Origin of the sequence: Paenirhodobacter enshiensis (assembly GCF_000740785.1) — a bacterium.
Lineage (GTDB): Bacteria > Pseudomonadota > Alphaproteobacteria > Rhodobacterales > Rhodobacteraceae > Rhodobacter > Rhodobacter enshiensis.
The window spans coordinates 1-1,424 of record NZ_JFZB01000080.1 but is presented as its reverse complement, the minus strand read 5'-3'; the positions used below and the strand labels follow the sequence as shown (position 1 = coordinate 1,424).

Genomic DNA, 1,424 nt, shown 5'->3' with positions numbered 1-1,424 from the left:
TTAGCAGGCCGCTGAAAAACCCTGCCGGGAGGAACGGTTTCCCTCTACGCGGATGCAGGGGGGGCTGGATCTTGGGCAGGCACGCCCGGCGGCGCTCTCGCTCGTCAGACCGCAAGCAGTTTCGGCAGCCGCGCCAGATTGCAGGCGGCCATGGTCAGCGTGAACCGGGCCCGCACACGCTCGATGCCGCGATACATGGTTTGCGCCATGCCGCCGACGGTCTTGGCCCCGCCGAAAGGCTCCTCAATCTTCTTCCTGCGCCGCAGGGATTGAACGTAGCCGGGATGCCTGGTCGTCCGGCCGTCGATGGCTGAGTGCCGGGACTTTTGGGCGATGTGCGGTGTGACGACCATCTGGCGTAACTCGGCGACGAAGTCGGCGCTGTCATACCCACGATCCGCAGCCAAGGTCAGACGCCGGGTCGATCCGGGTGAATGTCGATGGAGCATGTCGATGGCGGCACGGCGTTCGGCATGGCCATCCGCCTGCGTCAGGTCGGCTTGCACGATCAGGCCGGAGCGCAATCGGCATGTTCCTCGAACCGATGGCGGAACATGCCTCATATCCATCAGGCTATGCCCCATGAAGCACAGCATGGCCCCGGCGCCGGGCGACTTCTTGAACAGCCGGGCCTCGGGATCGGTCATCGAAGCGTGGTCGCATTCGACCGCCGTTCCCCACGGAGTGAGGACACGAACGCCATAGGTCCGAGAGAGTGTCCGAACACTTCGGCGTTGCGGCTGCGGCGTGTGGGGCGGGTCATCGGGGCTGGCTCAGTCGTGGATTGGTCCGGGGAGGATATTGGTGATGCACCGTCATCTGGCGGATCACCCGGCCCGTCGTCCCTGTCGGGCACCTCGTTGTCCTTCGGCTGAAAGCTCTTCATCGAAGCCCAGGCCTTCACCAACGTGCCGTCCACCGAGAAGTGGTCATCGGACAGCAGCTGTACCACTTCGCGATGCGCCAAGATGGCGGCCATGATCTTGCGGGATATGTCCGTGGTCAGCAGCCGGTCGCGGTTCTTCGTGAACACCGTCGGGACCCACACTGCGTCGTCTATTCCGAGGCCCACGAACCAACGAAACAGCAGATTATAATCCATCTGCTCCATGAGTTGCCGCTCGGATCGGATCGAGCAGAGGATCTGCAGCAGGCTGGCCCCGATCAACCGTTCCGGTGCGATCGAGGGACGGCCCTCACCGGCGTAGAGCCGATCAAAATCGGCATCCAGGGAGCGCAGTGCATCGTTGACGACAGACCTGATCTTGCGCAGCGGGTGGCGCGCCGGGATGCGCTCCTCAAGATTGACGTAGCTGAACAACGATCCCGTTGCCTTGTCCGATCCGCGCATCGCCACCTCCGCCCATGCCGTAGTCGCGATGAATCATGTTCCACGAAGGACGTCGAGGCCGGAGTTTTTCAGC

1 pseudogene is annotated in these 1,424 nt (G+C 63.3%); it reads right to left on the bottom strand.

Annotation, left to right across the window (positions count from 1 at the left end):
- Positions 1-104: 104 nt before the first annotated feature.
- A pseudogene (locus CG50_RS16740) lies at positions 105-1,351 on the bottom strand (IS5 family transposase).
- Positions 1,352-1,424: the final 73 nt, after the last annotated feature.